Source organism: Ancylobacter defluvii (assembly GCF_018390605.1).
GTDB classification, from domain to species: domain Bacteria; phylum Pseudomonadota; class Alphaproteobacteria; order Rhizobiales; family Xanthobacteraceae; genus Ancylobacter; species Ancylobacter defluvii.
The window spans coordinates 65,313-83,891 of the sequence record NZ_JAHBGD010000017.1; the positions used below are offsets into that span (position 1 = coordinate 65,313).

18 protein-coding genes are annotated in these 18,579 nt (G+C 68.3%); 10 read left to right on the forward strand and 8 right to left on the reverse strand.

Annotated elements, in window-relative coordinates:
- Positions 1–2 precede the first annotated feature (2 nt).
- From KHC24_RS11985 to KHC24_RS11995, 3 genes are all read right to left on the reverse strand, one after another.
- Positions 3–716, reverse strand: a complete 714-nt coding sequence (locus tag KHC24_RS11985) for a tetratricopeptide repeat protein (RefSeq protein WP_213363508.1) — start codon at positions 714–716, stop codon at positions 3–5.
- A 143-nt stretch (positions 717–859) separates the two neighbouring features.
- Positions 860–1,681 carry a 3-methyl-2-oxobutanoate hydroxymethyltransferase gene (gene panB, locus KHC24_RS11990; RefSeq protein ID WP_213363509.1) on the reverse strand — a complete coding sequence of 274 codons (822 nt, stop codon included), beginning with the start codon at positions 1,679–1,681 and terminating at the stop codon, positions 860–862.
- A gap of 46 nt (positions 1,682–1,727) precedes the next feature.
- Positions 1,728–2,300 carry an NnrU family protein gene (locus KHC24_RS11995; protein WP_213363510.1) on the reverse strand — a complete coding sequence of 191 codons (573 nt, stop codon included), beginning with the start codon at positions 2,298–2,300 and terminating at the stop codon, positions 1,728–1,730.
- A gap of 168 nt (positions 2,301–2,468) precedes the next feature.
- On the opposite strand from KHC24_RS11995, the gene KHC24_RS12000 reads away from it, so the two are divergent.
- The 4 genes from KHC24_RS12000 to KHC24_RS12015 all read left to right on the forward strand — a co-directional run bounded on the left by KHC24_RS12000 (position 2,469) and on the right by KHC24_RS12015 (position 7,068).
- The gene (locus KHC24_RS12000) at positions 2,469–2,618 is read left to right on the forward strand and encodes a hypothetical protein (RefSeq protein ID WP_213363511.1); all 150 of its coding nucleotides are present in this window, start codon (positions 2,469–2,471) and stop codon (positions 2,616–2,618) included.
- A 306-nt stretch (positions 2,619–2,924) separates the two neighbouring features.
- Entirely contained in the window at positions 2,925–5,255 is a 2,331-nt protein-coding gene (locus KHC24_RS12005; protein WP_213363512.1) for a tetratricopeptide repeat protein, read from the forward strand.
- Between the two features lie 115 nt (positions 5,256–5,370).
- Positions 5,371–5,796: a L,D-transpeptidase gene (locus tag KHC24_RS12010; protein ID WP_213363513.1), complete on the forward strand. Its 426-nt coding sequence runs from the start codon at positions 5,371–5,373 to the stop codon at positions 5,794–5,796.
- A 90-nt stretch (positions 5,797–5,886) separates the two neighbouring features.
- Positions 5,887–7,068, forward strand: coding sequence for a GGDEF domain-containing protein (locus tag KHC24_RS12015; protein WP_213363514.1), 1,182 nt, complete (start codon positions 5,887–5,889; stop codon positions 7,066–7,068).
- On the opposite strand, the gene KHC24_RS12020 is transcribed toward KHC24_RS12015, so the two are convergent.
- The 5 genes from KHC24_RS12020 to KHC24_RS12040 all read right to left on the reverse strand — a co-directional run bounded on the left by KHC24_RS12020 (position 7,040) and on the right by KHC24_RS12040 (position 11,478).
- On the reverse strand, positions 7,040–8,674 hold the full coding sequence (locus tag KHC24_RS12020; protein WP_213363515.1) for a peptide chain release factor 3: 1,635 nt from the start codon (positions 8,672–8,674) through the stop codon (positions 7,040–7,042). The two genes, KHC24_RS12015 and KHC24_RS12020, sit on opposite strands and share 29 nt — an antisense overlap.
- Positions 8,675–9,226: 552 nt before the next feature.
- Positions 9,227–9,577, reverse strand: coding sequence for an ArsC family reductase (locus KHC24_RS12025; protein ID WP_213363516.1), 351 nt, complete (start codon positions 9,575–9,577; stop codon positions 9,227–9,229).
- A 31-nt stretch (positions 9,578–9,608) separates the two neighbouring features.
- Complete coding sequence (locus KHC24_RS12030; RefSeq protein WP_213363517.1) at positions 9,609–10,415, reverse strand: FAD binding domain-containing protein; 807 nt, start codon at positions 10,413–10,415, stop codon at positions 9,609–9,611.
- 12 nt (positions 10,416–10,427) lie between these two features.
- The gene (locus tag KHC24_RS12035; RefSeq protein ID WP_213363518.1) at positions 10,428–10,937 is read right to left on the reverse strand and encodes a (2Fe-2S)-binding protein; all 510 of its coding nucleotides are present in this window, start codon (positions 10,935–10,937) and stop codon (positions 10,428–10,430) included.
- Positions 10,938–11,001: 64 nt separating this feature from the next.
- Positions 11,002–11,478 carry an SRPBCC family protein gene (locus tag KHC24_RS12040; protein WP_213363519.1) on the reverse strand — a complete coding sequence of 159 codons (477 nt, stop codon included), beginning with the start codon at positions 11,476–11,478 and terminating at the stop codon, positions 11,002–11,004.
- A 422-nt stretch (positions 11,479–11,900) separates the two neighbouring features.
- Between KHC24_RS12040 and KHC24_RS12045 the strand changes: the two genes are divergently transcribed.
- The 6 genes from KHC24_RS12045 (at position 11,901) to KHC24_RS12070 (ending at position 18,478) form a co-directional block, all read left to right on the forward strand.
- Complete coding sequence (locus KHC24_RS12045; RefSeq protein ID WP_213363520.1) at positions 11,901–13,142, forward strand: amino acid ABC transporter substrate-binding protein; 1,242 nt, start codon at positions 11,901–11,903, stop codon at positions 13,140–13,142.
- Positions 13,143–13,601: 459 nt separating this feature from the next.
- Entirely contained in the window at positions 13,602–14,465 is an 864-nt protein-coding gene (locus KHC24_RS12050) for a branched-chain amino acid ABC transporter permease (protein WP_213363521.1), read from the forward strand.
- Positions 14,462–15,403 carry a branched-chain amino acid ABC transporter permease gene (locus KHC24_RS12055; RefSeq protein WP_213363522.1) on the forward strand — a complete coding sequence of 314 codons (942 nt, stop codon included), beginning with the start codon at positions 14,462–14,464 and terminating at the stop codon, positions 15,401–15,403. Before KHC24_RS12050 ends, KHC24_RS12055 begins: the two co-directional genes overlap by 4 nt.
- Positions 15,400–16,173 (forward strand): ABC transporter ATP-binding protein, encoded by a 774-nt coding sequence (locus KHC24_RS12060; RefSeq protein ID WP_213363523.1) that lies wholly within the window; start codon positions 15,400–15,402, stop codon positions 16,171–16,173. The genes KHC24_RS12055 and KHC24_RS12060 overlap by 4 nt, the downstream gene beginning before the upstream one ends.
- Positions 16,166–16,882 carry an ABC transporter ATP-binding protein gene (locus tag KHC24_RS12065; RefSeq protein WP_213363524.1) on the forward strand — a complete coding sequence of 239 codons (717 nt, stop codon included), beginning with the start codon at positions 16,166–16,168 and terminating at the stop codon, positions 16,880–16,882. Before KHC24_RS12060 ends, KHC24_RS12065 begins: the two co-directional genes overlap by 8 nt.
- A 102-nt stretch (positions 16,883–16,984) precedes the next feature.
- Positions 16,985–18,478: a pyridoxal-phosphate dependent enzyme gene (locus tag KHC24_RS12070; protein WP_213363525.1), complete on the forward strand. Its 1,494-nt coding sequence runs from the start codon at positions 16,985–16,987 to the stop codon at positions 18,476–18,478.
- Positions 18,479–18,579 lie beyond the last annotated feature (101 nt).

The following is an 18,579-nucleotide window of genomic DNA, read 5'->3' on the forward strand; positions in this document are numbered from 1 at the left end:
TCCTACTGTACGGCCGGAGCCGCCGGCGCGGCGGCGGGCGCCGCCTCGGCAGGCGGCGTCGCTTCGGCGGGAGCGCTCGCGCTGGCGAGCTTCTGCATCAGATCGGCACGCTGGCGCAGGCCCGGCGCCGCCTGCCCATCGGCGAGGACCGCCTCGAAGGTCTTGGCGGCGGCGGCGTAGTCGCCGGCCTTGTACTGGGCGAGACCGATGATCTCGCGCGCGGAATTGCGGAACGTCCCGGCGGGATCGGCCAGCGGCTGCAGGCGCGCGGTGATGTCGGCCGCCGGGGCGGTGTCCACCAGCAGGAAGCCGGCGCGCAACCGGGCGAGGTCGCGCATCAGCGGGCTGATCTTCGTGTCGTTGGCGATGGCGTCATACGCCGCCACCGCCGCGGCGCGGTCGGTCGGAGCCAGCGCGGCGGCGGCGCGGAAGCGGGACAGCACGCTGTAGCCGGCGGTGCCGTCCTTCTCCAGCGCGGCGAAGGCGGCCTCCGCCTCGCCGTTCTTGCCGTCGGCGGCAAGCTTCATCGCCGCCTCGAAGCGGAGGCTGGATTCCTGCTGCTGCTGCAGGTTCCACCACTCGACGCCGCGCCAGACCGCGACGCCGGCGACGATCAGCACCGCCACCGCGATCAGCAGCCCGCCATAGCGCTTCCACAGGCGGGCGAACCGCTCGCGACGAAGGTCCTCGTCGATTTCGTGGAAAATGTCAGCCATGTCGCGATCCGTGGGAAAACTGTCAGGGAGCACCGGAGCCGCGCGGGGAGCGGCGGCGTTCCGGCACCGGAAAGGGCCGCGTAAACTAGCGATGCGGCTTCAGCAAGGCAAATACCGCGCCGAGGCGCCGCAGTTTGCCCCGGTCACACTTTCTTGGGCGCGTAGACATGCTCGGCGGCGGGGAAGGAGCGCGAACGCACCTCGCTGGCATAGGCCTCCACCGCGGCGCCGATGGCCGGGCCGATCTCGGCAAACTTCTTGACGAAGCGTGGCACCCGGTCGCTGAGGCCGAGCATGTCCTCCAGCACCAGGATCTGGCCGTCGCAGGCCGGCGAGCCGCCGATGCCGATGGTCGGCGGGGCGACCTCGGCGGTGATCTGGCGCGCCAGCGGCTCGGAGATCGCCTCCAGCACGATGGCGAAGGCCCCGGCATCGGCGATGGCGCGGGCGTCGTTGAGGATCAGTTCGGCGCTCGCCTCGTCGCGGCCCAGCGCCTTGAACGAGCCGAGCGTGTTGATCGCCTGCGGGGTGAGGCCGACATGGCCCATTACCGGCACGCCGCGATCGGCGAGGAAGCGCACCGTCTCGGCCATGCGCCGCCCGCCCTCGAGCTTGATGGCGCCGGCGCCGGTTTCCTTCAGCACCTTCGAGGCGGTGGCGAAAGCCTGCTGCGGCGAGCCCTCATAGGAGCCGAACGGCAGGTCCACCACCACCAGCGCCCGCGACGAGCCGCGCATCACCGCCTGCCCCTGCAGGATCATCATCTCGACGGTGACCGGCACCGTGGTCTCCATGCCGTGCATCACCATGCCGAGCGAATCACCGACCAGCATGAAATCGACATGCGGATCGACCAGCCGGGCGGTATGGGCATGGTAGGAGGTGAGCGAGACGATGGGTTCGCCGCCCTTGCGGGCGCGGATGTCGGGAGCGGTGAGCCGGCGCGCGGCGGACTGGACGGACATCGGGCACTTCCTCGTTTCGGCCGGTTCTTGGCGTCCGGCGTCGATCTTAGGGCATCATGACGGGCACGCCGACCACATGCGGGTGGAACCAGAAGGCGAGCGCCGCATAAAGCACGAGGCCGACCAGCACCGCAACGACGTCCCCGCCCCATCCCTTCGGGGCAACCGGCAGCGGCGCGCCGCGCCTTTTTACCGAGATGCGGTCATAGACCGCCCAGGCCAGGATGGCGCCGGCCAGCACCATGGTGGCGGCGTCGCCATTGGCGAGGAGATGCGCCAGCGCCCAGAGCTTCACCCCGACCAGCATCGGGTGCTTCAGCCACGCCCGGATGTGGCTCGGCACCAGATAGCCGCCGATGGCGATGGTGGAGAGCAGCATCAGGGTGAGCGCGATGTGCCGCATCGCCACCGGCGGCTGCCAGAGCTGCGCCGGACCGCTCGCGCGCCAGTCGCCATAGCCATAGGCGATCATCAGCACCGCGGCGACCGATACCAGCGAATAGACCGCCCGATAGGGGCCGAGCCCGAGACGGGCCACCATCCCGGCCCGTGCCTCGCGGAACGTGGTGAACACATGCGCGGCGAGAAACAGCACCAGCCCGGCCAGCATCAACAGCATGTCGCGATCCCCTCTTCATGCGAAGCGGCGCCACGCTAGAGCAAGCCGGAAAGAAATTGAACGAGTCCAGACTAGGAAAGCGGCTCTCTCCCGCCTCCCCTGCCTGCCCACCCAGCCTTCGTCCCGATGCCGGAGGCCGTGAGAGGCCAGCAGGAAACGCCGCGGGCGATGACGGGGATCACCCGCTGCTCCTCGGCCGAGGTATCCTTCAACCGTCACTTCGACATTGCGGGCGATATGCCGATATTTTTCAGCGCATTCGATCTGCCGAATGCGGATACAAAACACATCACCAGGAAGACTTGCGAAATCGAATAGTAAATCCATCACCCAATGACTATTACATATTATTATCTTCATCCTGATCGGATCAGCCAATTCAGGAACCGACCACTGGACAAGCTGAAGACGTCCGTCCAAACTCCGCCGCACATTCACACCCTGATCCTGGTTTGCGCTGATTATTATAATGGTGCCTTCCCATTCTGATCTTTCGCCGGACGCCTGCGCAGGCCCCCGACAGCTGCCACACCCGCATCACCGGCCATCCGCCTCGCGGGACACGCGGATTCCATGCGCCGCGACCGAGGCCCGGCGGGCGCCACCGATGCCACGGGTGACGCCATGAGTTCGCAGCCGACCGACCGCCTGAGCCAGGCCAAGGCGCTGATCGCCGCCGGCCAACGCGGCAAGGCCGAAGCCCTGCTGCGCCAGATTCTGAAAACCGCTCCCGGCAAGCCGATCCCCTTGCAGATGCTGGCCGAGCTGCGGCGCAAGGCCGGCGACAGCACCGAGGCGACGGCGCTGTTCGTACGGCTGTGGGCGGCGGGCACCGGTCCGTCCAAGGCCGGGCTCAGCCTCGCGAGACTGCTGATCGCCGACAAGCAGCTGAACGAGGCCGAAGCCGTCCTGCGGCAGGTGCTCGACCGGCTGCCCGACCAGATCGAGGCGCGCCTGCTGCTCGTCGATCTGCGGCGCAAGCAGCGCGACCCGCAACAGGCGGAAGCCCTGCTGCAACAGGGATGGTCGCTTTGTCCCGGCGAGCCGCGGATCGGGCTGCCCCTCATCGAGATGCTGGTGGCGCGAAAGGCGGTGCCGGAAGCCGAAGCGGTGCTGCGTCCACTGCTGGAAGCCGACCCCGATGCGCTCGAGCTGCGCCTCCAGCTGGCCGAATTCCGGCGGCGGCAGGGAGATGCCGAGGAGGCCGAAGACCTGCTGCGGCAGGGGTGGTCGCGCCACCCTGCTTCTGTCGCGCCGGTGCTCGAGTTGAGCAAGCTGCTGGCGCGCCTCGGCCGGACCGAGGAAGCCGAGACGGTGCTGGTGCAGGCTCTGGAAGCGGCACCCGCGCACCCCGAATTGCTGGTCGCCCTCGGCAGGCGGCAATCGGCCTCCCATCGGGATGCCGAGGCGATCAAGACCTTCGAGCGCGCCATCGAAACCCCGGAATCGCCGACCGAAGCGTGGCTGGGACTGGCCCATGCCTCGGGTCGGCTGGTCTCCACCCGGCTGGCACTGGAAAAGCTGGCCCAGGCACTGGCGGCCAAGCAGGACGATCCGGACGTGCATTACGCGCTGGCAAGCCACCTGCAGCAGATCGGCTGCCTGGCCGAGGCCGAAATGGTGGTTTCCTCCGCCGTCAGCCGGTTTCCCGGCGATCTCGATCTTCAGACGCTCGGCTTCCGGCTCGACATCATCACCGGCCGGTACGACGCCGCCCTCGCCCATATCGCGCGGCTTCCCGACAAGACCCGCAAGGATCATCGTCTGCGCAACCGGCTGAAGGCCGTGCTGTACAAAGCCCAATGGCGGGTCGAGAAAGCCCGCGACCTCTACCGGAACTCGAACCGGTCGGATCTGGACGCTCCCGAGTACCGTCTCCTCGCCGACATCCACCTGATGGCGCTCGACGTCGTCGAAGCCCGGCGGTGCCTGCGCGAAGCCAACCGGCGTACCCCGCAGCGGCGGATGCTGAACGTGTCGCAGGGGCTGGTGGGCGAAATCCTCAACGATTTCTGGACCGATCCGCAGGCCCTTGCCGCCGGCCAGGCCGCGCGCGAGCAGGACAAGCTGGAAAACTGGGTCGCCACGGTCGACGCGCACCGCCACCATACCGGCTGCGCCATCGGCTTGATGATCCACCTGCGCCAGACCGGCGCCTTCGACGAGAAGCCGTCCGAAGCCGACGACCGCGTCGCCATTCCGCGCCACATCCACCAGTTCTGGGATACCCCCGAGATCCCGGACGACGTGATGACGCTGATGGGCAGCTGGCGAGCACACAATCCCGGCTGGAGCTACACGCTGCACTCGCTCGATTCGGCGAGGGAGTGGCTCCGGCAGGTCTCCGACAGCCGGCTGCTGCGCGCCTTCCGGCATATGCCGACCATAGCCGGCAAGGTCGACCTGCTGCGGCTGGCGGTGCTGTTCGCCGAGGGCGGCGTCTATGCCGACGCCGACGACCGCTGCCTGGCCTCGCTCGATGCCGCCATTTCCGGGCGCGGCCTGGTGCTGCGGCAGGAGCATTACGGCTCGATCGGCAACAACTTCATCGCCGTGCGGCCGCACCACCCGGTCATCGGGCAGGCGCTGGAGGATGCGGTGTCGGCGGTGCTGCGCGGCGACCGCGAATCCATCTGGCTGTCCACAGGCCCCGGCCTGATGACCCGGACGGTGGCGACGCATCTTGTCGACGATCCGCGCCGGCTGGAGACGCTGGGTAGCGACCTGCTGGTGCTCGACCAGCCCGAGATCACCCGCTTCTGCGTGTCCGGCTGCCGGGTCTCCTACAAGCACACCGACCGCAACTGGCAGGCCCGCGAATTCGACAATCTGCCGCACATCGTGCACAGCGCCGCCCCGCCGCCGCCGCCGGCCGAGCGACCGGGCACGCGCCCCGCCGACGAGCCCGGCAACGCTGCCGCAACGCTGCCGCCGGCACCAAGGGCGCTTCCCTGAGCCGCGCTTCCCTGAGCCGCGCCACCGTGCCGACCATGCGTAACAACCACACTGCCGCGGCGCGCATCGCCGTGGCAGAGTAATCTCCGGTCTATCGGCCGGGGACGCGAAGCAAATGAAACCGGTGCTCGCCGCGCTGTTCGGCGCACTGCTTCTGCACATGGCGACGCCGGCGCTGGCCAATGGCGTCGTCGCCTATGTCGATATCGGCAGCCAGCGCATGAATGTCTGGGTGGACGGCGCCCGGCACTATAGCTGGCCGGTCTCCACCGCCCGCAAGGGCTATCTCACCCCCACCGGCAGCTTCCGGCCGCAGCGGCTGCATCGCAGCTATTTCTCCCGGAAATACGACAATGCGCCGATGCCCTATGCGGTGTTCTTCCATCGCGGCTGGGCGATCCACGGCACCAACGACCTGCGCCGGCTCGGCCGCCCGGCCTCGCATGGCTGCATCCGCCTCGCCCCCGCCCATGCCGGGGCGTTCTACCGGCTGATCCGCCAATATGGCCGCGCCGATACCCGCATCGTCATCACCCGCTGAGCGCCGCGCTCCACAGCCGTGCCGACGGTGCTAAGATCGCGGCCCCTCGTCGGCGCGACGATCGACCGGAGACCCGACCTCGGACCCATCATGCTGCTCGACTACCCGTCCTTGCTCGTCGCCATCGGCTTTTCCGCCGTCTGCCTGTCGGCGCTGCTGTTCACCGCATGGATGACGGCGCGGGCCGACCGCTATCTGCTGACCTGCGCGATCGGCGCCCTGCTCGTCGTCTGCCACGCCTTCACCTATGCCGCCTATGCGAACGACCCGCAGCCGCTGCTGCTGTGCATCGGCTTCGGCTTCCTGATGGTGGCGCTCGGCGTGCTCTATGGCGCGGCCCGCCAGTTTCGCACCGGCCGGCCACCCTGGCCGCACGCGGTGAGCGTCGCGGCGATCAGCCTCGCCATCGTGCTGCCGCCGATCAGCGGCGGCTATGACGGGATCAGCGCCATTCTCTTCAATGCAGCGGCGGCCACGATCATCGCGCTGATCGCAGGCGAATACTGGCGCGCGCGGCAGGACGCGCCGGTCGCCATCGCCGGCCTGTGCGGCTTCTACCTCTTCATCGGCTCCACCTTCGTGCTGTGCGGGGCGGTACTGGTGCTCGAGGGCCGGCTGGTGCTGGACGGCGCGCCCTCCAACTGGGCGGAGCACCTGAATGTCATCTCCGCCGTCATCGGCATCCCCGGCGTCGGGGCGATGACGATGATCCTCAACCAGAGCCGCATGACGCAGCTGCACAAGCGCGACGCCATGACCGATCCGCTCACCGGCCTGTTCAACCGCCGGGCGCTGTTCGACATGGTCGGCGCCATGGCGATGGGGCGCGAGATCGCCGTCATCCTGTTCGACATCGACCACTTCAAGGCGATCAACGATGCGCGCGGCCATGCCACCGGCGACCGGGTGATCGCGCTGTTCGCCCGCGCGCTGCGCCAGCATCTCGGCAAGGGCCAGCTCGCGGCGCGGCTCGGCGGCGAGGAGTTCGCCCTGGTGCTCGGCGACATCGGGCCGCAGACCGCCCTCGCCCATGCCGAGGCGGTGCGCACGAGCTTCGCCCAGCTGGCGATGGCCGAACTCGGCATGGCCTGCACCGCGAGCGCCGGCGTCGCGCATGGGCAGGCGACCGGACGCGACTTCGAGGCGACCCTGAACGCCGCCGACCAGATGCTCTACAAGGCCAAGCGGGGCGGGCGCGACCGCACCGCGCTCGCCGGGCAAGACGCCGGCGAGGCGGGGATGATCACGCGGCCTTCTTCTTCACGTCCTTGATGTCGGTGAAGACGATGCCCGGCCAGCGCTCGCCGGTGTAGCCGATCATGAACGCCGAGGAGGCGAGGAACACCGGGTCGCCGTCGAGATCCTCCGCCATGGAGGAGCGGTTGCCGGCGATGAAATCATCGAGCTTCTTGGGCTCCGTGCAGGACACCCAGCGCGCCAGCTGGAACTCGCTCATGTCGAAGCCGACGTCCAGGCTGTATTCGGCATCGAGCCGGTTCTTCAGCACGTCGAGCTGCAGCGGGCCGACCACGCCGACCAGTGCCGGCGAGCCGTCATTGGGACGGAACACCTGCACCACGCCCTCTTCCGCCATCTCCTGCAGTGCCTGCTTCAGCTTCTTGGCCTTCATGGCGTCGGCGAGCTTCACCCGGCGAAGGATTTCCGGCGCGAAGCTCGGCACGCCGACGAAGTTGATCTCCTCGCCCTCGGTCAGCGTGTCGCCGATGCGCAGATTGCCGTGATTGGGAATGCCGACCACGTCGCCGGCATAGGCCTCCTCGGCCAGCTGGCGGTCCTGCGCGAAGAAGAATTGCGGCGTCGACAGGCTCATCGGCTTGCCGGTGCGCACCAGCTTCGCCTTCATGCCGCGCGACAGCTTGCCCGAGCACAGCCGGGCGAAGGCGATGCGGTCGCGGTGGTTGGGGTCCATGTTCGCCTGGATCTTGAACACGAAAGCCGTCATGCGCGGCTCCTCGGCCTCGACCCGGCGCTTGTCGGCATCCTGCGCCCGCGGCGGCGGGGCATATTTGCCGAGGCCCTCCAGAAGGTCACCGACGCCGAAATTGCGCAGCGCCGAGCCGAAATAGACCGGGGTGAGATGACCTTCGAGGAAGCTGTCGAGCTCGAACGGGTTGCAGCCCTCGCGCACCAGCCCGAGTTCCTCGGTGAGCGCCGCCTCGTCGAGCGACTTATTCAGCCCGGCAATCGCCGCCATGCTCATGTCGCGCAACGGGCCGGTCTTGCCCTCGTCGCCGTCGAGCAGCCGCATGCCGCCGGTGGCGATGTCCATGGTGCCGACGAAATCGCGCCCGCGCCCCACCGGCCAGGTCATCGGCGTGGTGTCGAGCGCCAGCGTCTTCTCGATCTCGTCGAGGATCTCGAACGGGTCGCGGCTCTCGCGATCCATCTTGTTGATGAAGGTGATGATCGGGATGTCGCGCAGCCGGCACACTTCGAGCAGCTTGCGCGTGCGCGCCTCGATGCCCTTGGCGGCGTCGATCACCATCACCGCCGCATCGACGGCGGTCAGCGTGCGGTAGGTGTCCTCCGAGAAGTCCTCATGGCCCGGCGTGTCCAGAAGGTTGAACACGTGACCGGCGAATTCGAAGGTCATCACCGAGGTGGCGACCGAGATGCCGCGCTCGCGCTCGATCGCCATCCAGTCCGAGCGGGTCGAGCGCCGGTCCTTCTTGGCGCGCACCTGGCCGGCGAGCTGGATCGCGCCGCCGAACAGCAGCAGCTTTTCGGTCAGCGTGGTCTTGCCGGCATCCGGGTGCGAGATGATCGCGAAGGTGCGCCGGCGCGCGACTTCGAGCGCGATGGGCGAGGCCGCGGAATTCGAGAGGGCGTTGGACGGAGCGTTGGACGGAGCGTTCATGGCGCCGGATGTGGCAGGGATGGCGCGGCTTATCAAGAGGCGGACGGTGGGAACGGCCGATACCGGCACTCTCATGCGGAGTGTCCGGGCCGGCCGGCCGCTCTTTGTCCGGGGGGCGCGGATCGGCGCGACACGCAGTCGGCGAGGGTCGAAGACCCCTCACCCCACCCCTCTCCCCGGCGGGGAGAGGGGGCCACGGAACCTCGCCATGTCAGGCGGAATGGGCAGATCCGACTTTATACGGGTGGAACGCCTCATCTTCCTTCCCTCTCCCCGCTGGGCAGAGGTGGCCCGCGCAGCGGGTCGGTGAGGGGAGACACCATTGGGAGGCGTCGAAGACCCTTCTCCCCTCTCCCCGGCGGGGAGAGGGGGCCACGGAACCTCGCCATGTCAGGCGGAATGGGCAGAACCTATTTTATACGGGTGGAACGCCTCATCTTCCTTCCCTCTCCCCGCTGGGGAGAGGTGGCCCGCTCAGCGGGTCGGTGAGGGGAGACACCATTGGGAGGCGTCGAAGACCCCTCACCCCTACGGAAAGAGGGAGCAGCGCCGCTACTTGGAAAACTCCGCCGCGTAGATCTCCGGCTTGAAGCCGACGATCAGTTTGTCGTCGGCCTCCAGCACCGGGCGCTTGATCATCGAGGGCTGCGCCAGCATCAGCGCCATCGCCTTCGGCGCGTCGAGGTTCTGCTTCTCGGCCTCGGGCAACGCGCGGAAGGTGGTGCCGGCGCGGTTGAGCAGCACTTCCCAGCCGAGCTGCTTCACCCAGCCGCCGAGTCGCTCGCGATCGATGCCGGCCGCCTTGTAGTCGTGGAAGCCATAGGCGACGCCGTGCTGGTCGAGCCAGGCGCGCGCCTTCTTCATGGTGTCGCAGTTCTTGATGCCGTAGATCGTCGCGGCCATGGCGCGCCTCCGCTGATGTGCTGCGGCTGATCTAGCGCGCCGCGGCCAGCCTCGCCACCGCCCGCCTGGCCATCACCGCGACGAGTTGCGCCCGATAGGCGCCGGAGCCGTGGATATCGGCGATCATGTCGTCGGCCTCCGGCTTGAGGCCATCCAGCGCGGCGGGGCTAAACTCCGCCGCCAATGCCGCCTCGGCCTCCGCCCAGCGGAACACGCCGCCCTGGCTGGCGCCGGTGACGGCGACGCGGATCTCGTCGCCCCCGCGCCAGACGAACACGCCGGCCATGGCATAGCGCGAGGCGGGGTTGGGGTATTTCTCATACGTGCCCTCGCCGCCGAGCGGGAAGCGCACGGCAGTGACGATCTCGCCCGGCTGCAACGCCGTCTCGAACAGGCCGGTGAAGAACGCGGCCGCCAGCAGTTCGCGCCGGTCGGTGACGATGGTGGCGGCGAGAGCGAGGCAGGCGGCGGGATAGTCGGCGGAAGGATCGTTATTGGCGATGGAGCCGCCGAGCGTGCCGCGATTGCGCACCGCCGGATCGCCGATCAGCCCGGCCAGCGCCGCCAGCGCCGGCAAATGGGCGACGACGACCGGCGAGGTCGCCACCTCGACATGGCGCGCCATCGCGCCGATGACGAGGGCGTCGTCGTGAAGCGTGATGCCCTTCAGCGCCGTCACCCCCGACAGGTCGACGAGATCGGACGGGCTGGCGAGGCGCTGCTTCAGCGTCGGGATCAGCGTCTGGCCGCCGGCGAGCGGCTTGGCCTCCTCGGAGGCGGCCAGCGCCGCCAGCGCATCGGCAAGCTCGGACGGGCGGTGATAGGCGAAGGCGAACATCTCCCGCTCCTCTCACTCGGCCGCGACCGGCACGGCGCCGGAGCCGGGCACCGCTCCCGCCATCGCCAGCGCGCCGGCCTGGATGGCCTTGACGATGTTGTGGTAGCCGGTGCAGCGGCACAGATTGCCTTCCAGCTCCGCGCGCACCGTCGCGGCGTCGAGCTGCGGGCCGAGGCGGCGCACCATGTCGATGCCGGCGACGATCATGCCCGGCGTGCAGAAGCCGCATTGCAGGCCGTGATGCTCGCGGAACGCCGCCTGCATCGGGTGCAGCGTCTCGCCCGCCGCCAGCCCCTCGACGGTGACGACCTCGGCGCCCTCCGCCTGCATCGCCAGCACGGCGCAGGCCTTCACCGCCTCGCCGTCGACCAGCACGTTGCAGGCGCCGCACTGGCTGGTGTCGCAGCCGACATGGGTGCCGGTGAGCCGCAGATCGTCGCGGATCAGCTGGACGAGCAAAGTGCGCTCGTCGACGGCGACCGAGACCGGCGCGCCGTTGATGGTCAAAGTCACGTCTCGCATCGAACCTCTCCCGGATTCAGGCGACGCGTCACAAGGCAACGCTTGTCGGCATGTAGACGATGGATCAGGCCTCGCCCGCCGCTGCCTCGGCGGGCTCGGGCACCGGCGCCACCACCGCGGCGAAGGCGGTGAAGAACTCGCCGGTCAGCTTCTTCACGGTGCCGTCGATCAGACGCGCGCCGAGCTGGGCGATCTTTCCGCCCACCTTGGCCTCGGTCTGATAGGTCAGCACCGTCTCCTCCCCCTCCTCGTCGAGCCGCACCAGCGAGGAGCCCTTGGCGAAGCCGGCCACCCCGCCCTGTCCCTCGCCGACGATGCGGCAGGAGGCCGGCGGATCCAGCTCGGTCAGCGTGACGTTGCCGGCAAAGGCGACCTTCATCGGACCGATCTTCAACACCATCTTCGCGGTGAACTCGGTCGGCGAGACCTGCACCACCTCCTGGCAGCCCGGCGTGCACTGGCGCAGCACCTCGGGATCGTTGAGCGCCGCCCAGACGGCGGCGCGGGGGGAGGCGATGCGGTGCGAGCCGGAAAATTCCATGAAGTCACCTGAAGCGAGGACGCCGGCCCGGGGCCGGAGGAAAGGCAAGGAAGCCGCCCGCCGGACCGCGGGAGGAGACGAGTGGATCGGCAACGGCCGGGCCGGCGCGCCGCGACCCTGCCGGCAGCCCGGCGAGCAACGACCATGCCATGCCTGCAACGGCGCCGTCCATGATCGCCCGGCGGGCACCGGCGGCACGGAACTGCCGCCAGGAGAGGCAGGCGACGCATAAAATTCGCGCACCCTTAAGTTACGTGACGGATTGAGGAATTCACCTCGATTGGTATGGTTACATAGCACACCATACCATCAGGGTGGAAGCGACCTCCTCCACCTGATGGCACCGCGCATGAACGGCCTCCGAGCAGGGCGCGATCTTCGCCGCCCACAGCACCCACTGCCCAGAGCACAGGAACAGGCACATGTTCGAACGAGATCCTCGCCGCCGCGCCCTCTCCCCCTCGCGCCGCACCGGCCTGCTGGCGGCGGCGCTGATCGCCGCGCTCGCCGGCACCGCGGCGGCTCCGGCCCTCGCGCAGGAAGTGATCAAGATCGGCGCGCCGCTGGCGCTCACCGGCGGCCTCGCCGATGAGGGCAAGAAGCAGGACCTCGTCTGGAAGATGTGGGTGGAGAAGGTCAACGCCGCCGGCGGCCTGAAGGTCGGCGACAAGACCATGAAGGTGGAGCTGATCGAATACGACTACCAGTCGGAGGGCCAGCGCGCCTCGCAGCTCGCCGAAAAGCTGATCAACGACGACAAGGTGCAGTTCCTGTTCGCGCCGTTCGGCTCCGGCCACACCAAGATCGTCGGCGGCGTCGGCGAGCGCTACCAGGTGCCGACCATCGCCTGCGTCGCCTCCTCCGAAAGCGTGTTCGACCAGAGCCTGAAGCACCTGTTCGGCACGCTCTCCCCCAATGGCGGCATGACCACCGCCATGGTGAAGATGTTCAAGGAGAAGTTCCCGGAGACCAAGACCATCGCCGTGCTCGGCCGCGACGACGTGTTCCCCAAATCGATGGCCGAGGGCATCGCCAAGGCGGCGGAAGCGCAGGGCCTGACCGTCGCCTATAAGGAGCTCTATCCCGTAGGCACCATGGACCACGCCGCGGCGCTGTCCTCGATCAAGGCGGCCAAGCCGGACTGGATCTACATCACCGGCTACACTCAGGACCTGATCCTCGCCCGCAAGCAGATGCAGGACCTCGGCGTCACCGCGCCGATCGTCACCATGGTGACCGGCCCGTCCTACAAGGAATTCACCGAGGGGCTCGGCAAGCTGGCCGACGGCGTCACCTCGTCGAGCTGGTGGCACCACGCCACCAACTATACCGGCCAGGGCGTGTGGCCGGCGACCGCCGATTTCTACAAGGACTTCCAGGCCAAGACCGGCGGCGCCGACCCGGACTATGTGCACGGCTCCTGCGCCGCCGCCGGCGAGGTGATCGCCGACGCGCTGGCCCGCACCGGCTCGCTCGACAAGGCCAAGCTGCGCGACGCCATCGCGGCCACCGACATCCAGACCTTCTACGGCCCGATCAAGTTCGGCCCGACCGGCATGAACCTCACCCGCGAACTGCCGATCATCCAGGTGCAGGGCGAGACCATCAAGGTGCTCGCCCCGGCGGACATCAAGAACGCCGACCTCATCGCCATGCCGAAGTGAGGAGCGCGGCAGGGATCGCTTGCACGCGGCGCGGGCACCGTCCCGCCGCGTGAAGAGGCCGGCGGACGCTGACAGACCCCCCTCTGGTCCGCCGGCCAACTTCACCCCGCTTCGCCAGAATGTCGGCTTCATGCCGGCGCAACCGGCGAAGTCCCTTACCTTCTCCCTCTCCCCGCACGGAACTCGGCTGTTGCCGGGTTCCGTGCGGGGAGAGGTCGACATCGGATACATCCGATGTCGATGGAGAGGGGTGGGGTGAGGGGGCGGGCGCTCCAAGGCTCCGCAATGTCGTCCCCCTCACCGCCCCGCTGCGCGGGCCACCTCTCCCCAATGGGGAGAGGGAAACGAACGCCAGATTTTCGAGAGAGCGCCATGAAGCTGATCCCGCATCGCCCAATCGGCCGAGGAGACGTCATGGCCGCATGCATCATGACCATGTTGGGGAGCAACGCCTGACCGATGGCCATCTATTCGCAGATCCTCGCCAACGGGCTGATGCTGGGCGCGCTCTATGCCTGCCTCGCCGTCGGCTTCTCGCTGGTGTGGGGGGTGTTGAACGTGATCAACATGCTCCACGGTTCCTTCATCATCCTCGGCGGCTACCTCACCTATTTCGCCTGGCACGCCTGGGGCATCCACCCGATCGTCATGCTGCCGGTGGTCGGCGCCCTGCTGTTCGCGCTGGGCTTCGCGCTGCAGAAGCTGGTGATCAACCGGGTGGTCAGCGCGCCGGTGCTCACCACGCTGACGCTGACCTTCGGCCTCGACATGATCCTCTACAACGTCATGACCTACTGGTTCACGGCGACGCCGCGCCGGGTGACGCTGGATCTCGGCGCCGTCAGCCTCGGGCCGGTGACGCTGCCGGTGGACCGGCTGTTCGGCACCGCCCTCGCGCTGGCGCTGACGCTGCTGCTCTACGCGGTGATGCGCGGCTCCAATATCGGCCGCGCCATCGTGGCGGTGCGCATGGACCGCTCGGCGGCCGAGCTGATGGGCATCCGCACCGAGCGCATCTACGCCATCACCTTCGGCATCGGCGCGCTGATGGCCGGCGTCGCGGGGGTAGTGTTCGCCTCGATCTTCCCGATCACCACCAATGTCACCGGCACCTATCTCGGCAAGGCCTTCGTGGTCTGCGTGGTCGGCGGCCTCGGCTCGGTGCCGGGCGCGCTGGTCGGCGGGCTGGTGCTCGGGCTGGTGGAAAGCCTCGCCGGCCACTGGTTCGGCCCGCAGCAGGCGATCACCGCCGGCTTCGCGCTGATGCTGATCATCCTGCTCACCCGTCCCACCGGCCTCGTCGGCGTCAGGGGGTATGAATGAAATCCGGGCCCCTCGCCTATCTCCTTCTCGCCGCTGGCATATTGGTGCTGGCGACCACGCCGCTCTATGCCGATAATTACGTGGTGCGCACCGCCGCCATCGTCGCCATGTATGGCGCGCTCGCCACCTCGTGGAACTTCATCGGCGGCTTCACCGGCTATCCCTCCTTCTCCACCGCCGCCTTCTTCGGGCTCGGCTGCTATGTCGGCGCCATCTGCCAGCGCGCCGGCGTGCCGATGATCGCCGCCTGGCTGATCGCCACGCTGATGGTCGGCGTGTTCGCGGCGCTGCTGGGCGCGATCATCCTGCGGCTGAGGGGGCATTATTTCGCCATCGGCTCCATCGCCGTGGTGGAAGTGTGCCGGCTGGTGGTCTCGTCCTGGTCGAGCCTGACCGGCGGCGGCGACGGGCTGAACCTGCCGCTGCTGCACTGGCCGCCGGAAGAGTTGATGCGCTTCTTCCTGTTCGTGATGCTCGGCATCCTGGTGCTGAGCCTGATCGCCACCTTCCTGGTGGATCGCGCCCGGCTCGGCTTCGGCCTGCGCTGCATCCACCAGAACGAGGATGCCGCCGCCATGGTCGGCATCGACACCACCCGCTACAAGGTCGCCGCCTACACGCTGTCAGCGATCTTCTGCGCCGCCGCGGGCGCCGCCTATGCCTCGTGGACCGGCTACATCGACCCGACGGAGTCGTTCCAGATCCTGATGACGGTGAAGGTGCCGGTGATGGCGATGCTCGGCGGCGCCGGCACGCTGGCCGGGCCGTTCCTCGGCGCCGCCGCCTTCGTGCTGCTCGAAGAGGTGTTCTGGGCCAATTTCCTCGACTGGAACCGCGCTATTCTCGGCGTGGTCATCGTGCTCTTGGTGTTCTTCCTGCCGGGCGGGCTGCTCAGCCTGCACCTGCGCCGCCGCGCGAAGTCGGGAGGCGCCGCATGAGCACCTCCACAACCGGCGATGCCATCCTGAAGCTCGACGGCGTGTCGAAGACCTTCGGCGGGCTGAAGGCGCTGACCGACGTGTCCTTCGCGCTCCAGCCCGGCGAGGTGGTCGGGCTGATCGGGCCCAACGGCGCCGGCAAGACCACGCTGGTCAATGTCGTCACCGGCAATCTGCGGCCGTCCTCGGGCAGCATCCTGTTCGAGGGCAAGGACGTGGCGGCGCAGAAGCCGCATGAGGCGGCGCGGCGCGGGCTGGCGCGCACCTTCCAGATCGTCCAGCCCTTCCCGCAGATGACGGTGCTGGAGAACGTCACCGCCGGCGCGCTGTTCGGCGGCGGCGCCGCGTCGGTCGGCGACGCGCGCGACATGGCACGCACCAGCCTCGACTTCGTCGGCCTCGCGCCGCTGGCCGACAGGCCGGCGGCACAGCTGGCGCTGGCCGCCCGCAAGCGGCTGGAACTGGCCAAGAGCCTGGCGATGAACCCCAAAGTGCTGATGCTCGACGAGGTGAATGCCGGGCTCAACTCCTCGGAGATCGACGGCGCGCTCGCCCTCATCCGCAGCATCGCCGAGCGCGGCGTCACCGTGCTGATCATCGAGCACCTGATGAAGGTGGTGCTATCGCTGTCGAAGCGCCTTCTGGTGCTGCATCACGGCCAGATGATCGCCGACGGGCCGAGCCGCGAGATCGTCGCCGACGAGCGGGTGATCGAGGCCTATCTCGGCCAGAAATACGCGGCCAAGCTCAAGGAGCGGCACCATGGCTGAACCGCTGCTCGAACTCTCCGGCGTGACCTCCGGTTATGGCCAGATCCAGGTACTGTGGGGCATGGACCTCGCGGTGCGCGAGGGCGAGGTGGTGGCGCTGGTCGGCTCCAACGGCGCCGGAAAATCGACGCTGCTGCGCACCATCTCCGGCCAGTTGGCGCCGCGCGAGGGCACCATTCGCTTTAACGGCCGCGACATTGGCGGCGCCCGGCCCGACGCGGTGCTGACCGCCGGCATCGCCCATGTGCCCGAGGGGCGACGGCTGTTTCGCGGCCTCACCGTGCGCGACAACCTGCTGCTCGGCGCCTATCTGCGCAGCGACAAGGACGACATCGCCCGCGACCTCGCTTACGTGTTCGAACTGTTCCCCATCCTCGCCGAGCGCCAGCGCCAGGACGCCACCACCCTGTCCGGCGGCGAGCAGCAGATGTGCGCGGTCGGGCGCGGAATCATGTCGCGGCCCAAACTGCTGATGATCGACGAGCTTTCGCTCGGCCTGTCGCCGCGCATGGTCGAGCATCTGAGCGGCGCGCTCACCCAGCTCAACAAGGGCGGCCAGACCATCCTGCTGGTCGAGCAGGACGTGATGACCGCCTTCGAGCTCTCGCACCGCGCCTACATCGTCGAGAACGGCAAGGTGGCGCGCGCCGGCGCCTCCGCCGAGCTGATGGCCGACCCGACGGTGAGCGAAGCTTACCTTTCGATATGATATGCGTGATACAAAAGAAGAATTTGCCAAAATGATACTATCATTAGTATCATGGGAAATAAGGCGATGGCGCGTGGCGCCGGCCCCAACCAGGTCGTGAGAATGAATCCCTTCGAGCTTCCGTCCGCCGTCGTCGATTCCGGCATCTATGCCCGCACCGTCGCGCATCTGCGCGCGCGCGGCATCGTGCTGCCGCGTTTCTCCGAGCTCGCCGACCCCGAGACCATCCCGGCCGCCACCCGCGCCGCCGCCGATGCCGCCGACAAGAATGCCCCGGACGCGCGCAACCTGTTCGGCGTGCACTGGTACAACAACGCCCGCGACCTCGGCGGCGTGAGCGTGCCGGACTTCATCGAGTTGCCCAGCGCGGTGACCGGGGTGCCGGCGCGCATCGTGGTGATGCTCGGCCGGCACTTCCCGATGATCCATGCCCACAAGGTGCTGGCGGCCTATGCCTGCCTCGCCCCGCGGCTCGCCACCGGCGCCTTCGATCCGACGCATCATCGCGCGGTGTGGCCCTCCACCGGCAATTACTGCCGTGGCGGCGTCGCCATCTCGCGCATTCTCGGCTGCCACGGCGTCGCGGTGCTGCCGGGCGGCATGAGCGCCGAGCGCTTCAACTGGCTGGAGCAGTGGGTCACCGACCCGTCCGACATCGTGCGCACGCCCGGCACCGAGTCGAACGTCAAGGAGATCTACGACGCCTGCGCGGTGATGGCGAAGGACCCCGGCAACTTCATTCTCAACCAGTTCTCCGAATTCCCGAACTATCTCGGCCACTACGCCGTCACCGGCGCGGCGGCGGCCCGGCTGTTCGAGGGGCTGAACGCCTCCGGCAAGCTGAACCTCGCCGCCTTCGTCGCCGGTACGGGTTCGGCCGGCACGCTGGGGGCCGGCGACAGACTGAAGGAAGAGTTCGGCGCCCGCATCGTCGCCATGGAGCCGGTCCAGTGCCCGACGCTGCTCTATAACGGCTTCGGCGAGCACAATATTCAGGGTATCGGCGACAAGCATGTGCCGCTGATCCACAACGTCACCAACACCGATATCGTCGCCGGCGTCTCCGATGTGGCCTCCGACGATCTGGCGCTGCTGTTCGGCTCGGATGCCGGCCGCGCCTATCTGGCGGATCGCCGCGGGCTGGATGATGTGACCATCAAGGGGCTCGCCGGCCTCGGCCTGTCTGGCATCGGCAATGTGCTGGCGGCGATCAAGACCGCCCGCAAGCTCGACCTCTCCGAAGACGACGTGATCATCACCGTGGCGACCGACGGCTCGGAGCTCTATCCCAGCGAGCTCGCCGGCCACCTAGCCCGCAAGGGCGGCCGCTTCGACCAGATCGATGCGGCGGAAGCCTTCGGCCAGCATCTGCTCGGCGGTGACGCCGACCACGTGCTGGAGCTCGACCACCGCGACCGCCAGCGTGTGTTCAACCTCGGCTACTACACCTGGGTCGAGCAGCAGGGCGTCTCGGTGGAGGATTTCGATCGCCGCCGCCACCAGTCGTTCTGGAAGGGGCTGACCGGGCATCTCGCCATCTTCGACGAAATGATCGCCCGCCTGAACCGCGATGTCGGCATCGCGCAGGCAGCTTGAGCCCATTGCGGCCTGACGGAGATTTGGCGTGAGGGAGATTTTGCGCGCGTGACCCAGTCCTATCTCGAACTCCGGCAGAAGACCCGCGAGCGCGACCGCAG

Excerpts from the sequence above, each read along its gene's own strand:
- KHC24_RS11985 (WP_213363508.1), bottom strand. The coding sequence starts at position 716 with ATGGCTGACATTTTCCACGAAATCGACGAGGACCTTCGTCGCGAGCGG.
- panB (WP_213363509.1), bottom strand. The coding sequence starts at position 1,681 with ATGTCCGTCCAGTCCGCCGCGCGCCGGCTCACCGCTCCCGACATCCGC.
- KHC24_RS11995 (WP_213363510.1), bottom strand. The coding sequence starts at position 2,300 with ATGCTGTTGATGCTGGCCGGGCTGGTGCTGTTTCTCGCCGCGCATGTG.
- KHC24_RS12000 (WP_213363511.1), top strand. The coding sequence starts at position 2,469 with ATGACGGGGATCACCCGCTGCTCCTCGGCCGAGGTATCCTTCAACCGT.
- KHC24_RS12005 (WP_213363512.1), top strand. The coding sequence starts at position 2,925 with ATGAGTTCGCAGCCGACCGACCGCCTGAGCCAGGCCAAGGCGCTGATC.
- KHC24_RS12010 (WP_213363513.1), top strand. The coding sequence starts at position 5,371 with ATGAAACCGGTGCTCGCCGCGCTGTTCGGCGCACTGCTTCTGCACATG.
- KHC24_RS12015 (WP_213363514.1), top strand. The coding sequence starts at position 5,887 with ATGCTGCTCGACTACCCGTCCTTGCTCGTCGCCATCGGCTTTTCCGCC.
- KHC24_RS12020 (WP_213363515.1), bottom strand. The coding sequence starts at position 8,674 with ATGAACGCTCCGTCCAACGCTCCGTCCAACGCCCTCTCGAATTCCGCG.
- KHC24_RS12025 (WP_213363516.1), bottom strand. The coding sequence starts at position 9,577 with ATGGCCGCGACGATCTACGGCATCAAGAACTGCGACACCATGAAGAAG.
- KHC24_RS12030 (WP_213363517.1), bottom strand. The coding sequence starts at position 10,415 with ATGTTCGCCTTCGCCTATCACCGCCCGTCCGAGCTTGCCGATGCGCTG.
- KHC24_RS12035 (WP_213363518.1), bottom strand. The coding sequence starts at position 10,937 with ATGCGAGACGTGACTTTGACCATCAACGGCGCGCCGGTCTCGGTCGCC.
- KHC24_RS12040 (WP_213363519.1), bottom strand. The coding sequence starts at position 11,478 with ATGGAATTTTCCGGCTCGCACCGCATCGCCTCCCCCCGCGCCGCCGTC.
- KHC24_RS12045 (WP_213363520.1), top strand. The coding sequence starts at position 11,901 with ATGTTCGAACGAGATCCTCGCCGCCGCGCCCTCTCCCCCTCGCGCCGC.
- KHC24_RS12050 (WP_213363521.1), top strand. The coding sequence starts at position 13,602 with ATGGCCATCTATTCGCAGATCCTCGCCAACGGGCTGATGCTGGGCGCG.
- KHC24_RS12055 (WP_213363522.1), top strand. The coding sequence starts at position 14,462 with ATGAAATCCGGGCCCCTCGCCTATCTCCTTCTCGCCGCTGGCATATTG.
- KHC24_RS12060 (WP_213363523.1), top strand. The coding sequence starts at position 15,400 with ATGAGCACCTCCACAACCGGCGATGCCATCCTGAAGCTCGACGGCGTG.
- KHC24_RS12065 (WP_213363524.1), top strand. The coding sequence starts at position 16,166 with ATGGCTGAACCGCTGCTCGAACTCTCCGGCGTGACCTCCGGTTATGGC.
- KHC24_RS12070 (WP_213363525.1), top strand. The coding sequence starts at position 16,985 with ATGAATCCCTTCGAGCTTCCGTCCGCCGTCGTCGATTCCGGCATCTAT.